Annotated in this window: 12 protein-coding genes; 5 read left to right on the forward strand and 7 right to left on the reverse strand. The window is 71.3% G+C overall.

Going from position 1 to position 11,972, the window contains the following annotated elements:
• The first annotated feature begins 116 nt into the window (after window positions 1–116).
• Window positions 117–791 carry an LPXTG cell wall anchor domain-containing protein gene (locus tag STRCI_RS17470; RefSeq protein WP_269659879.1) on the forward strand — a complete coding sequence of 225 codons (675 nt, stop codon included), beginning with the start codon at window positions 117–119 and terminating at the stop codon, window positions 789–791.
• A gap of 65 nt (window positions 792–856) precedes the next feature.
• On the opposite strand, the gene ppc is transcribed toward STRCI_RS17470, so the two are convergent.
• Entirely contained in the window at window positions 857–3,598 is a 2,742-nt protein-coding gene (ppc, locus tag STRCI_RS17475) for a phosphoenolpyruvate carboxylase (protein ID WP_269659880.1), read from the reverse strand.
• Window positions 3,599–3,908: 310 nt separating this feature from the next.
• Between ppc and STRCI_RS17480 the strand changes: the two genes are divergently transcribed.
• Both STRCI_RS17480 and STRCI_RS17485 read left to right on the forward strand, forming a co-directional pair.
• A complete protein-coding gene (locus tag STRCI_RS17480; protein WP_269659881.1) occupies window positions 3,909–4,919 on the forward strand; it encodes an acyl-CoA desaturase in 1,011 nt (336 codons plus the stop codon).
• On the forward strand, window positions 4,916–5,593 hold the full coding sequence (locus STRCI_RS17485; protein WP_015659863.1) for a TetR/AcrR family transcriptional regulator: 678 nt from the start codon (window positions 4,916–4,918) through the stop codon (window positions 5,591–5,593). Before STRCI_RS17480 ends, STRCI_RS17485 begins: the two co-directional genes overlap by 4 nt.
• Here the strand turns inward: STRCI_RS17485 and STRCI_RS17490 are convergent.
• Together STRCI_RS17490 and STRCI_RS17495 are read right to left on the reverse strand one after the other, a co-directional pair.
• Complete coding sequence (locus STRCI_RS17490) at window positions 5,571–5,945, reverse strand: VOC family protein (RefSeq protein WP_269659882.1); 375 nt, start codon at window positions 5,943–5,945, stop codon at window positions 5,571–5,573. The two genes, STRCI_RS17485 and STRCI_RS17490, sit on opposite strands and share 23 nt — an antisense overlap.
• Window positions 5,945–6,727 (reverse strand): trans-aconitate 2-methyltransferase, encoded by a 783-nt coding sequence (locus tag STRCI_RS17495; protein WP_269659883.1) that lies wholly within the window; start codon window positions 6,725–6,727, stop codon window positions 5,945–5,947. Before STRCI_RS17495 ends, STRCI_RS17490 begins: the two co-directional genes overlap by 1 nt.
• 88 nt (window positions 6,728–6,815) lie before the next feature.
• Between STRCI_RS17495 and STRCI_RS17500 the strand changes: the two genes are divergently transcribed.
• On the forward strand, window positions 6,816–7,313 hold the full coding sequence (locus tag STRCI_RS17500) for a MarR family winged helix-turn-helix transcriptional regulator (protein WP_269659884.1): 498 nt from the start codon (window positions 6,816–6,818) through the stop codon (window positions 7,311–7,313).
• Between the two features lie 17 nt (window positions 7,314–7,330).
• Here STRCI_RS17500 and STRCI_RS17505 read toward each other — a convergent pair whose 3' ends face one another.
• Window positions 7,331–8,098 carry a LuxR C-terminal-related transcriptional regulator gene (locus tag STRCI_RS17505; protein WP_269659885.1) on the reverse strand — a complete coding sequence of 256 codons (768 nt, stop codon included), beginning with the start codon at window positions 8,096–8,098 and terminating at the stop codon, window positions 7,331–7,333.
• Between the two features lie 228 nt (window positions 8,099–8,326).
• On the opposite strand from STRCI_RS17505, the gene STRCI_RS17510 reads away from it, so the two are divergent.
• On the forward strand, window positions 8,327–8,782 hold the full coding sequence (locus tag STRCI_RS17510) for a GNAT family N-acetyltransferase (protein ID WP_269664572.1): 456 nt from the start codon (window positions 8,327–8,329) through the stop codon (window positions 8,780–8,782).
• Here STRCI_RS17510 and galK read toward each other — a convergent pair.
• The 3 genes from galK to galT are packed head-to-tail and all read right to left on the reverse strand — an operon-like array spanning window position 8,775 to window position 11,946.
• On the reverse strand, window positions 8,775–9,926 hold the full coding sequence (gene galK / locus STRCI_RS17515; protein ID WP_269659886.1) for a galactokinase: 1,152 nt from the start codon (window positions 9,924–9,926) through the stop codon (window positions 8,775–8,777). The genes STRCI_RS17510 and galK overlap by 8 nt on opposite strands.
• A complete protein-coding gene (gene galE / locus STRCI_RS17520) occupies window positions 9,926–10,888 on the reverse strand; it encodes a UDP-glucose 4-epimerase GalE (RefSeq protein ID WP_269659887.1) in 963 nt (320 codons plus the stop codon). The genes galK and galE overlap by 1 nt, the downstream gene beginning before the upstream one ends.
• The gene (gene galT / locus STRCI_RS17525) at window positions 10,888–11,946 is read right to left on the reverse strand and encodes a galactose-1-phosphate uridylyltransferase (protein ID WP_269659888.1); all 1,059 of its coding nucleotides are present in this window, start codon (window positions 11,944–11,946) and stop codon (window positions 10,888–10,890) included. Before galT ends, galE begins: the two co-directional genes overlap by 1 nt.
• Between the last annotated feature and the right edge of the window lie 26 nt (window positions 11,947–11,972).

An 11,972-nucleotide genomic window follows, 5' to 3' on the forward strand; every position in this document is an offset into this window, starting at 1 on the left:
TTCCTGTGAAGAAACCGAGTGTTGTCTGTTCGTGATTGACCCGGGGTCAGCGGTGGCTGGAAGCTGAGCCGCCCCCTCCACATCTTCCCGTTCATGTCACGAAGATGGACTGCCCCATGCGTACCCTCACTCGCGCCGGCGCCCTGTCCGCCGTCGCCGCGGCGGCCCTGCTCCTCGCCCCCGCCGCCCATGCCACCCCGCCCGGCGACAACGGCACCGTGAAGATCCACGACGCCGGCACCGGCGAGGAGCTCCGCAAGAACGAACCTCATGTCTGCTCCTTCTACCTCGATGCCTTCGGCTTCGACGGCGGGCAGCAGGTCGACTGGCACATCGAGTCCTGGGCCCCGACGGCCGGCGTCAAGGGCGAGACGGTGAAGTCCGGTGAGCTGGCCCTGGACGCCGAGGGCCACGGCCGTACCGAGGACATGACCCTGCCGGACGGCCACTACAAGCTGTTCTGGAACTTCGACGGCGAGCACGGCAAGGCCAAGCACAAGGTGTTCTGGACGGACTGCGACGACTCGGACGGCTCGGACGGCTCCGACGGAGGCACCGGGGAGTCCGGCAGCCCCGCGCCGAGCGCCGAGCCCTCGGCCGCCCCCAGCGCCTCCGGGGAGGCGCCGGCCGGTTCCGCCTCCCCCTCCGCGGCCCCCTCGGCCCAGGGCGACACCCCCGGGGGCGACCTCGCCGAGACCGGCAACGGCGCCCCGGTGGGCCTGCTGAGCGCGGTCGCCGCCGCGCTGGTCGGCACGGGCGGCTTCCTGATGTACCGCCGCCGCAAGGCCTGACGCACCACGCGAACGGCGCCCCCCGAGAGCCTCGGGGGGCGCCGTCCCGTTTCGGGCGGCCGGGGTCAGCCGGTGTTCCGCAGACCCGCCGCCACACCGTTCACGGTCAGCAGCAGCGCCCGCGACAGCAGCGGGTCCGCCTGCTCGCCCGCGGCCGCCGCGTCGCGCTGGCGCTTGAGCAGGGCGACCTGGAGGTACGAGATCGGGTCCAGGTAGGCGTCCCGGATGCTGAAGGTCTGCTTCAGCACCGGGGTCGCGTCCAGCAGGTCCGCCTCGCCGGTCACCTTCAGCACCTCGCGCACGGTCAGCTCGTGCTCGGCCCTGATGGTGTCGAAGACATGCTTGAGCTCGTCCGGGACCAGGGTGTCGACGTAGTGCTGGGCGATGCGCAGGTCCGTCTTCGCGAGCGTCATCTCCACGTTGGAGATGAAGTTGCGGAAGAAGTGCCACTGCTCGTGCATCTCGTCCAGGACCGTGTCCAGGCCCGCCTCGCGCAGCGCCTTGAGGCCCGAGCCGACGCCGAACCAGCCCGGCACGATCTGCCGCGACTGGGTCCAGCCGAACACCCACGGGATGGCGCGCAGTCCGTCGAGGGAGACGCCCGAGCCGGGGCGGCGGGAGGGCCGTGAGCCGAGGTGCAGGTCGGCGAGCTGGTCCACCGGCGTCGACGCGAGGAAGTACGTCGGCAGGTCCGGGTCCTCGACGAGCCTGCGGTACGCGGCGTGCGCGGCGTCCGAGACGACGTCCATCGCCGCGTCCCAGCGGGCCAGCGCCTCGTCGGACTGGCGGGGGGCGGTGTGCAGCGCGGACGCCTGGAGCGTGGCCGCGACGGTCAGCTCCAGGTTCTCCCGGGCCAGCGACGGCACCAGGTACTTGTCGGAGATGACCTCGCCCTGCTCGGTCACCTTGATCTCGCCCTCCAGGGTTCCCCAGGGCTGGGCGAGGATCGCGTCGTGCGAGGGGCCGCCGCCGCGGCCGACGGTGCCGCCACGGCCGTGGAAGAGCCGCAGCCGTACGCCGTAACGGTGGGCCACGTCGCGCAGCCGGCGCTGGGCGCGGTGGATCTCCCACTGCGAGGTGGTGATGCCGCCGAACTTGGAGGAGTCGGAGTAGCCGAGCATGACCTCCTGGACATCGCCCCGCAGCGCGACCAGGCGCCGGTAGGACGGGTCCGAGAGCATGTCCTCCAGGATCGTGTCGGCGGCCTTGAGCTCGTCGGTGGTCTCCAGCAGCGGCACGATGCCGATCTTCGCCCAGCCGGCGTGCAGATCGATCAGCCCGGCCTCGCGCGCCAGCACGGCGGCCGCGAAGACGTCGTCGGCGCCCTGGCACATCGAGATGATGTACGACTCGATCACCTCGGGCCCGAAGACCTCCAGCGCCCGCTTGACGGTCTGGAAGACCCCGAGGGTCTTCTCGCCGGCCGCGTCCACCGGCGCCGGGGTGGGCGCGAGGGGACGGCGGGACCTGAGCTCCTTGGCGAGCAGCTTGGCCCGGTAGTCGCGCGGCATGTCGGTGTACCGCCAGGACTCCTCGCCGAGCCGGTCGAAGAGCTGGCCGAGGGCGTGGTGGTGGGCGTCGGCGTGCTCGCGGACGTCCATCGTGGCGAGCTGGAGGCCGAAGGCGGCCAGCGTGCGGATCGTGCGGTCCATCCGGCCGTCGGCGAACAGTCCGCCGCGGTGCTCGCGCAGCGAGGTCTGGATCAGCGTGAGGTCGGCCAGCAGCTCGCTGGTGCCCAGGTAGTCGTGGCCCTCCTCGTGCGGGATGCCCCTGGCCAGGCGCGTCTTGGTGTTCTCCAGCTTCTGCCGGATGCAGGTGGCCTTGAGCCGGTACGGCTCCTCGGCGTTCAGCCGCTTGTAGCGGGGGCTGATCTCCGGCAGGCGCTCCAGGTCCGCCGTCAGCGAGTCCAGCAGCTCCTGGGTGGCGCCGGTGTAGCGGATGGAGTTCGACAGGAAGCCGCGCAGCTCGTCGATCATCTCCAGGGCGTCGTTGATGCCGTGCTCGTGCTGGAGGATCAGCACGTCCCAGGTGACCTGCGGGGTGACGTTGGGGTTGCCGTCGCGGTCGCCGCCGATCCAGGTGCCGAAGGTGAGCGGCCGGGTGTCGTCCGGGAGCTTCACGCCGACCCGCTCCAGCTCGGCGGTGAGGTCCTCCAGGACGTCGCCGACGGCGCCCGCGTGCAGCTCGTCCAGGTAGTAGATGGCGTTGCGCGCCTCGTCGGCGGGCTCGGGACGCACCACGCGCAGCTCGTCGGTCTGCCAGACGAGGTCGATGTTCTCCGCCAGACGGGTGTCGTAGCGCCGGCGGTCGGCCTCGATGACCGGGGTCTCCAGAAGCGTCGCGATGCGCCGGAGCTTGTTCAGCACCGACCGGCGCGCGGCCTCGGTGGGGTGGGCGGTGAAGACCGGGCGGACGTTGAGGTGCTTGACCGTGGCGCGCAGGTGCTCGGGGTCGGCGTCCTTGAGCCGGTCGGCCGTACGGGCGAGCAGTCCGCCCTCGGCGGCCCGCTTGGCGCGCAGCTCGCGGCCGCGGTGCACCTGCTCGGTGACGTTGGCGAGGTGGAAGTAGGTGGAGAAGGCGCGGACCAGCTTGGCCGCGGTGTCGAGTTCGGTGCCGCGCAGCAGCTCGGCGGCGGCCTCGCCGTCCTCGCGGGTCAGTCGGCGCACCCTCTCGACCAGCTCGAGAAGGTCTGGACCCTCCTGCCGGACGAGGGTCTCGCCGAGGAGATCACCCAGGCGCCTGATGTCGGCGCGCAGCTCGCTGCTGGTCGACGTGGTGCTCGTAGTCAGGTCGTCGGCACTGCTCACAGGTGCGGCTCCTTGCAGTGTTGAAGCTCGTCTGGAGGGAACCCGGGGGCACGTCCCGCGCGGCGGCTGCCGCATACGGGACGGACATCCGGGAAGAAATCAGAGCGGACCGCGCTGTCCGACCGACACAAGGATAGGTGCCGGTGCGGACGCGCAGGCTCACGGGCTCTTGCCGCCCGGCAACGCGCTGCCATACTTACGACGCCGTAGGTTACGGAACCGTAGGGACCGTTGTAACGGAACCAGGGAACGTTTCCCTTCAGCCACCCGGCATCTGCCTTCACCACCCTCGACCCCACAGGGGACGCCCATGACCACGAGCTCCGATGTGATCGAAGACGCCCCGCGGGCGAACGACGACACCACGACCACCTCCGCCACGCTCGGAGGCGAGCAGAAGGGCTCGATCGAGCAGATCGCGCTGCTGCTGTTCATCGCCGTCCCGTTCGTGGCGCTGCTGGCGGCGGTGCCGCTGGCCTGGGGCTGGGGAGTGAGCTGGCTCGACCTCGGCCTGCTGGTGTTCTTCTACTACCTGGGCTGCCACGGCATCACGATCGGTTTCCACCGTCACTTCACCCACGGCTCCTTCAAGGCGAAGCGGCCCCTGAAGATCGCGCTGGCGATCGCCGGGTCGATGGCGGTCGAGGGCCCCCTGGTCCGCTGGGTCGCCGACCACCGCAAGCACCACAAGTTCTCCGACGCCGAGGGCGACCCGCACTCGCCGTGGAAGTACGGCGAAACCCTGCCCGCGCTGATGAAGGGCCTGTGGTGGGCCCATATCGGCTGGATGTTCGACGAGGAGCAGACCCCGCAGGAGAAGTACGCCCCCGATCTGGTCAAGGACCCGGCGCTCAGGGCGATCTCCCGGCAGTTCATCTACTGGACGATGCTGTCGCTGGCGCTGCCCGCGGTGATCGGCGGGCTGGTGACCTGGTCCTGGTGGGGCGCGTTCACCGGCTTCTTCTGGGGCTCGCTGGTCCGGGTGGCCCTGCTGCACCACGTGACCTGGTCGATCAACTCCATCTGCCACGCGGTCGGCAAGCGCCCCTTCAAGTCACGGGACAGGTCGGGCAACGTGTGGTGGCTGGCGGTCCTGTCCTGCGGCGAGTCCTGGCACAACCTGCACCACGCCGACCCGACCTCGGCGCGGCACGGTGTGATGCGCGGGCAGATCGATTCGAGCGCCCGTCTGATCCGCTGGTTCGAGCTCGCGGGCTGGGCGTACGACGTGCGCTGGCCGTCACGCTCACGTATCGATTCCCGCCGGAACACCGAGGAAGACAGCTCCCGGCGCGGGACCAAGGCCGCGAACGCGGCATGATTGACGCCGTGGCGACCGACTCCAGCAGTACCCCGAGCAACGAGAAGCCGCGGCGTGCGCGTCGCACCCGGATGACCGGTGCGGAGCGCCGCCAGCAGTTGCTGGAGATCGGTCGCACCCTCTTCGCCGCGAAGGGCTTCGAGGGCACGTCGGTGGAGGAGATCGCGGCGAAGGCCGGGGTGTCCAAGCCGGTGGTCTACGAGCACTTCGGCGGCAAGGAGGGCCTGTACGCGGTGGTGGTGGACCGCGAGATGCGCCGGCTGCTGGACATGGTGACCAGTTCCCTGACCGCGGGCCACCCCCGTGAGCTGTGCGAACAGGCCGCCTTCGCGCTCCTGGACTACATCGAGGAGAACACGGACGGCTTCCGCATCCTGGTCCGCGACTCCCCCATCCCGCAGTCCACGGGCTCCTTCGCCTCCCTCATCTCGGACATCGCCACCCAGGTGGAGGACATCCTGGGCCGCGAGTTCAAGCTCCGCGGCTTCGACCCGAAGCTGGCCCCCCTCTACGCCCAGGCCCTGGTCGGCATGGTCGCGCTGACCGGCCAGTGGTGGCTGGACGTCCGCCGCCCGAAGAAGGCGGAGGTCGCGGCCCACCTGGTGAACCTGGCCTGGCACGGTCTGGACGGCCTGGAGGCCAAGCCGCATCTCATAGGGCGCCGGAAGAGCTAGGTTCCAGGAACTCCAGGCGGTTGCCCACGGGGTCCGTGGAGTAGAAGCGCCGGTGGCCGGGCAGGTTCGCGTCCCAGGCCACCGCCGCTCCCCGGGACTCCAGCCGGGCGGCGTACGCCTCGATCCCGGTGACGCGAAGGCCGGGGTGGGCCTTGCGGGCGGGCCGGAAGTCGTTCTCGATCCCCAGATGCAGCTGTACGGCCCCCGCCCGGAACCAGCAGCCGCCGCGCGCCGCGAGCACGGGCGGCTTGGGGAGCTCGGTCATACCGAGGACCTCGACGTAGTACGCCCGCAGCCGGTCCTCGGAGCCGGGCGGCGCGGCGAGCTGGACGTGGTCGAGCCCACTGATCATCACGCCTCCTTCCGGGCCACGGCGAAGACGCGGCGGAACGGGAACGGGGTGCCGTGCGGGCCGGGCGGGTACGCCTCGCGCAGCGCCTTGCGGTACTCCTCCACGAACCTCTCCCTGGTCTCCGGCTCGTCCGCGAGGGCCGTGAGCACGGGCAGCAGGCCCGTGCCCTTCACCCAGTCCAGCACCGGATCCTCGCCGGTCAGGAGATGGACGTACGTGGTCTCCCAGACGTCCACCGCGCAGCCGAGGCCGGTCAGGCGGTCCAGATAGGCCCGCGGGGTGAGGATCGCCCCGTCGTGACGGAGGGCGTCGGTCAGGCCGTACGCCTCGGCCTGCTCGCGCATCAGACGGTGGCTCGGGGAGTCGAAGTTGCCGGGGACCTGGAAGGCGAGGGTGCCGCCGGGGGCGAGCCCGTCGATCCAGCTCGCGAAGCGGTCCGCGTGGCCCGGGACCCAGTGGAGCGTGGCATTGCTGACGATCAGGTCGTACGGCTCCCCGGGTGCCCAGGTGCGTACGTCGGCGTGCGCGAAGTCGAGCCGCGGACCGGCGTGCGCCTGGGCGCGGGAGAGCATCTCGGGGGAGTTGTCGTACCCGGTGACGTGTGCCGTCGGCCAGCGGCTCGCGAGGAGCGCCGTCGCGTTTCCGGGGCCGCAACCCAGGTCGGCGATGCGGGGCCGGTCGCCGGGGAGGTCGGGGATCCGGGCCAGGAGGTCCATGAAGGGCCGGGCGCGGTGGCCGGCGTGACGCAGGTACTGGGCGGGATCCCAGGTGGGAGTCGTCATGACTGCCACCTTCCCGCAGATTTAGCTTCATATCAAGATGCTCGACATCAAGAGACTTCACATCGACACAACCACTACACTGATCGTCATGGAGGACGAGGTCGATCGGCTGGTCGCGGCGTGGCGTCGGGAGCGCCCGGACCTCGACGTGGAACCGCTGGAAGTGCTCAGCCGCGTCAGCAGGCTGGCCCGGCACCTGGACCGCGCGCGCCGGCTGGCCTTCTCCGAGCACAGCCTGGAGCCCTGGGAGTTCGACGTGCTCACCGCGCTGCGACGCGCGGGCTCGCCGTATCAGCTCTCCCCGGGGCAGCTGCTGACGCAGACGCTGGTCACCTCCGGCACGATGACCAACCGTATCGACCGGCTGGCCAAGAAGGGGCTGGTGGAGCGGCTTCCGGACCCCAGTGACCGGCGGGGTGTGCTGGTCCGGCTCACCGAGGAGGGGCAGGACCGGGCGGATCAGGCGCTGGCGGGGCTGCTGGATCAGGAGCGCGCGATCCTCGCGGAGCTCTCGCGCGGGCAGCGAGGGGAACTGGCGGGGCTGCTACGGCAGTTGACGGCGCCGTTCGACAACATCCCCGGATAGCCCCTTCCCCGCTCCCCTCAAGCCAGTTGACCGCCCCGCTCCACCACATCCCCCGCCAGATCCACCGGGCCCACCCCGGCCCTTCGCGCCAGCGCCACCGCTGCGAGCGTGCTGTGGACGCCCAACTTGCCCAGGACGTTCTGCATATGGGTGCGGACGGTGTGCGGGGAGAGGAACAGGCGCTCGGCGACCGCCTTGCGGCCCAGGCCCGCCACCATGCAGCGCAGGACCTCCCGTTCGCGCGGAGTCAGCGACTCCACCAGGCGCTCGCTCTCGGTGCGGTGCTTGCGCGCGGCGGTCAACTCGCGGAGCACACCGGTGAGAAGGGCGGGCGGGAGGTGCGTCTCCTCGCGCAGCACCCCGCGGATGACGGTGAGCAGCCGGGACAGCGAGCAGTCCTTGGCCACCCAGCCCGACGCCCCGGCCTGGAGCGCCAGCGCCGCCCGCCGCGGTTCGTCCTTCTCGGCGAGCACCACGATCCGCACCCCGGGCTGCGCCGAACGCACCCCGGCGACCAGGGAGATGCCGTCGACCAGACCGTCCTCCCCCACCTCCTGGACCGGTGGCGCGGGCCGTATGCCCGGCACCCCGGCGCCCAGGTCGGCGTCGACGAGCAGGACGTCGTAGCGGCGCCCCTCGGCGGCCGCGCGCTCCAGGCTGCGCAGGGCGGCCGGACCGCTGCCCGCGGCGGAGACGTCGACGTCGGGCTCGGCGGCCAGCGCGGCAGCGAGCGACTCGGCGAAGATACGGTGGTCGTCGACGACCAGGACTCGGATGCGAACCACTGAAACCCCCACTGGTCCGGAGAACGACGACCGGCGCAGGCACGACGCCCACGGACGGTCACAGCCACACGGCCGCCGCCGTGCAGAAACTGGTACCCCCACCGCGGACGTCGTACCCGACTGTCTCGCCCCCTGATCAGCACCGGCCCCCACCGGCGCTGCTCATCAGAGTACGGGCGGGGGCCGGGAGCGGAAGGCAATTTGCAGAACTGGCCTGCCGACGCGTTTATGGTGTGCCGCATGTTCCGAATGGAGACAGAAGTCGACAAAGAACGGCGCGATCTTCTTCGTGCCCGGCTGCGGGAGACCAACACCGCGGCCTCCCCGGTCCTCAACGCGATGCGCGGAACCCCAGGTGAACGTGAACTTCCGCTCCACCTCTGGATGATGGACGCCGCGGGCGGCCTCGCCGGCGGGCTCGTCGGTCACACCTGGGCGGGCTGGCTCCATGTGCAGTACCTCTGGGTCGACGAACGCCACCGCGGGGCGGGGCTCGGTTCGCGACTGCTCGCCGAGGCGGAGCGGTCCGCCCGCGAGGAGCGGGGCTGTGCCGCCGTACGCCTGGAGACATGGGACTTCCAGGCACCGGAGTTCTACAAACGGCAGGGGTACGACGTGGTGTGCGTGATCCCCGACTACCCGCCGGGGATCACGGAGTTCACGCTGACCAAGCGCCTCAGCTGAGGCGGCGGGCGCCCGCGGCGGGGACCGCCTCGAAGACGCGGGGGGCGGTGCGGCCCGCCGCGGCGAAGGCCTCCAGGACCGCCTTGGTGACGGTGTCCACGTCGGCCGCCTCGGCCAGCACGATCGCCGAGCCGCCGAAGCCGCCGCCGGTCATCCGGGCGCCGAGCGCGCCGGCCGCGACGGCGGTGTCGACGACCAGGTCCAGCTCGGGGCAGGAGACCCGGAAGTCGTCGCGCAGCGAGGCGTGGCCCGCCACCAGCACCGGGCCGATCGCCCGGGTCTCGCCCGCCTCCAGCAGGGCGACGGCCCGCTCCACCCGCTCGTCCTCGGTGACGACGTGCCGGACCAGCCGGACCGCCTCCTCGTCGTCGCCGAGCCGCTGAAGCGCCGCGCCGAGTCCGTCGTACGGCACGTCCCTCAGCGCGTCCACGCCCAGCAGCGCCGCTCCGCGCTCACAGCCCGCACGGCGCTTGCCGTACTCGCCCTCGTTGTGGGCGTGCTTGACGCGGGTGTCCACGACCAGCAGGCGCATGCCCTCGGCCGCGAGGTCGAAGGGGATCTGCTTCTGGGACAGGTCCCGGGTGTCGAGGAAGAGCGCGTGGCCCTCCTCGCAGCAGGCGGAGGCGGTCTGGTCCATGATCCCGGTGGGGGCGCCGACGTAGACGTTCTCGGCGCGCTGGCACAGGCGGGCCAGCTGCCAGCGCTGGAGGCCGAGTTCGTACAGGTCGTTCAGGGCCAGCGCGACGACGACCTCCAGGGCCGCCGAGGAGGACAGGCCCGCGCCCGCCGGGACCGTCGAGGCGAGGTGGACGTCCGCGCCGGTGACCGGGTGACCGGCCTCGCGCAGGGCCCAGACGACACCGGCCGGGTACGCCGTCCACTTCCGGTCGGTCCCCGGCACGAGGTCGTCCAGGCGCAGCTCCACCACGCCGCCGGCGACGTCCGCCGAGTGCAGGCGCAGGACGCCGTCTGTGCGCCTGGAGACGGCCGCGACCGCCGTGTGCGGCAGCGCGAAGGGCATCACGAAGCCGTCGTTGTAGTCGGTGTGCTCACCGATGAGGTTGACGCGGCCGGGCGCCGACCAGACTCCTTCGGGCGCCGTTTTGTAGAGCTCGACGAAACCGTCCCGCACCTGCTGCCCCACTACTGCTCCCTTGTGATCTTCTGCGCGAACTCCCAGGCGTCCGCGACGATCCCCGTGAGGTCGGCGCGCGACGGGTTCCAGCCCAGCTTCTCGCGGGCCGTGGCGGCGGACGCCACCAGGACCGCCGGATCGCCGCCCCGGCGGGGGGCCACGACCTCGGGGACCGGGTGCCCGGTCACCTCGCGGACCGTCTCGATGACCTCGCGCACGGAGAAGCCGCTGCCGTTGCCGAGGTTGCAGATCAGGTGCTCGCCGGGCTGGGCGGCCACCAGGGCCAGCAGATGGGCCTCGGCCAGGTCGGCGACATGGATGTAGTCGCGCACGCAGGTGCCGTCCGGCGTCGGGTAGTCGTCGCCGAAGACCGAGATGGCGTCCCGGCGGCCCTGGGCGACCTGGAGGACCAGCGGGATGAGGTGCGACTCGGGGTCGTGGCGCTCGCCGAACTCGCCGTAGGCACCGGCCACGTTGAAGTAGCGCAGCGACACCGCGGCCAGGCCGTGGGCGGCCGCCTCGCCGGTGATCATGTGGTCCACGGCCAGCTTGGTGGCGCCGTAGGGGTTGGTGGGCTCGGTCCGCGCGGTCTCGACGATCGGGACCTGCTCGGGCTCGCCGTAGGTGGCGGCCGTGGAGGAGAAGACCAGGCTGCGGACCCCGGCCTCGCGCATGGCGCCGAGCAGGGCCATGGTGCCGCCGACGTTGTTGTCCCAGTACTTCTCGGGCCGCGCGACCGACTCGCCGACCTGGGAGGAGGCGGCGAAGTGCAGCACCGCGTCGTAGGAGGCGTCCAGCCACTTGGCGGCGTCGCGGATGTCGCCCTCGACGAAGGCGGCGCCCGCGGGGACGCCCTCGCGGAAGCCGGTGGAGAGGTTGTCGAGCACGGTCACCTCGTGCCCCGCCTCCAGCAGGTGCTGGGAGACCACACTGCCGACGTAACCCGCCCCGCCCGTCACCAGGTACTTCATCAACTCGCTACCTCTCGCAGTCGCTCGGCCGCGCGCTCCGGCGGCACGTCGTTGATGAACACGCTCATGCCGGACTCGGAACCCGCGAGAAACTTCAGCTTGCCGGAGGTGCGGCGGACGGTGAAAAGCTCGAGGTGGAGCGCGAAGTCCTCACGGGCCACACCCTCGAAGTCCTCCAGCGCGCCGAACGGCGCCTGGTGCCAGGCGGAGATGTACGGCGTCGGAGGCTCACCGTCACCGAAGATCCGGTCGAAGCGCTTCAAGAGTTCCAGATAAACCTGGGGGAACTCTGAGCGCGCCGCCTCGTCCAGGGCCAGCAGGTCCGGCACCCGGCGCCGCGGGTACAGGTGGACCTCGTAGGGCCAGTGCGCGGCGTAGGGCACGAAGGCGGCCCAGTGTTCACTCGTGAGGACGACCCGCTCGCCGGCGAGTTCACGCTCCAGGACGGCGTCGAAGAGGTTCCCCCCGCCGGTCGCCTCCTTGTGCTGGGCGAGTTGGCCCAGCATCAGCGCGGTACGCGGGGTGGTGAAGGGGTACGCGTAGATCTGCCCGTGCGGATGCCCGAGGGTGACGCCGATCTCGGCGCCGCGGTTCTCGAAGCAGAACACCTGCTCCACGGCGGGCAGATGGGACAACTCCGAGGTGCGGTCCGTCCACGCGTCCAGCACCAGCCGCGCCTGCTCCTCGGTGAGGTCGGCGAAGGCCGCGTGGTGGTCGGAGGTGAAGCAGACGACCTCACAGCGGCCGGAGTCACCGGCCAGCGAGGGGAAGCGGTTCTCGAAGACCACGACGTCGTACGAGGAGTCCGGGATCTCGCTCAGCCGGTCGCCCTCGGAGGGGCACAGCGGGCACTCGTCGGCCGGGGGGTGGTAGGTGCGGCCCTGCCGGTGCGAGGCGATGGCGACGGAGTCACCGAGCAGCGGATCCCGCCGGACCTCGGAGGTGGTGACGGTGCGTTCCAGAGGCCGCCGGTCCACCGCGTCGCGCACGGTGTCGTCGCGCAGGTCGTAGTAGATCAGCTCGCGACCGTCGGCCAGCCGGGTCGAGGTCTTCTTCACCACCGCACTCCTTCACTCAAACAGAA

Origin of the sequence: Streptomyces cinnabarinus, from assembly GCF_027270315.1 — a bacterium.
GTDB lineage: Bacteria > Actinomycetota > Actinomycetes > Streptomycetales > Streptomycetaceae > Streptomyces > Streptomyces cinnabarinus.

Bases quoted from the DNA above. Each gene is read 5' to 3' on its own strand.
- galE (WP_269659887.1), bottom strand. From the start codon at position 10,888: ATGAAGTACCTGGTGACGGGCGGGGCGGGTTACGTCGGCAGTGTGGTC.
- STRCI_RS17470 (WP_269659879.1), top strand. From the start codon at position 117: ATGCGTACCCTCACTCGCGCCGGCGCCCTGTCCGCCGTCGCCGCGGCG.
- STRCI_RS17510 (WP_269664572.1), top strand. From the start codon at position 8,327: ATGGTGTGCCGCATGTTCCGAATGGAGACAGAAGTCGACAAAGAACGG.
- STRCI_RS17495 (WP_269659883.1), bottom strand. From the start codon at position 6,727: ATGACGACTCCCACCTGGGATCCCGCCCAGTACCTGCGTCACGCCGGC.
- STRCI_RS17500 (WP_269659884.1), top strand. From the start codon at position 6,816: ATGGAGGACGAGGTCGATCGGCTGGTCGCGGCGTGGCGTCGGGAGCGC.
- STRCI_RS17485 (WP_015659863.1), top strand. From the start codon at position 4,916: ATGATTGACGCCGTGGCGACCGACTCCAGCAGTACCCCGAGCAACGAG.
- STRCI_RS17490 (WP_269659882.1), bottom strand. From the start codon at position 5,945: ATGATCAGTGGGCTCGACCACGTCCAGCTCGCCGCGCCGCCCGGCTCC.
- STRCI_RS17480 (WP_269659881.1), top strand. From the start codon at position 3,909: ATGACCACGAGCTCCGATGTGATCGAAGACGCCCCGCGGGCGAACGAC.